General features: G+C 72.2%; 1 protein-coding gene. It reads left to right on the top strand.

The window, feature by feature from the left end:
* The coding region (locus KVT39_RS37245) for a chloride channel protein (RefSeq protein WP_368858974.1) at positions 1-241 on the top strand (241 nt) is incomplete at both ends.

The following is a 241-nucleotide window of genomic DNA, read 5'->3' as shown; positions in this document are numbered from 1 at the left end:
GTCGGCCGTCGCGTGGCACGGCCACGGCAACGAACACCAGTACACGGTTCCCGCGATCGTGCTGAGCACGCCGCTCGTCGCCTGGGCGATCGGCTGCGGGCCGCTGTTCGGCTTCGCCGCGTACGGCTTCGTGCGGCTCACGACCCGCGCGCGGGCGGACGCGCCGAAAGACTGGCGGCTGCCGGTGCTCGCGCCGGTCAACTTCGCGGTGATCGGCGTGCTCGCGATGCGGTTTCCGCAA

The sequence above is a fragment of the Burkholderia sp. GbtcB21 genome, from assembly GCF_019091065.1.
Classification (GTDB): domain Bacteria; phylum Pseudomonadota; class Gammaproteobacteria; order Burkholderiales; family Burkholderiaceae; genus Burkholderia; species Burkholderia pyrrocinia_C.
This window is presented reverse-complemented; position numbering and strand designations above follow the sequence as displayed.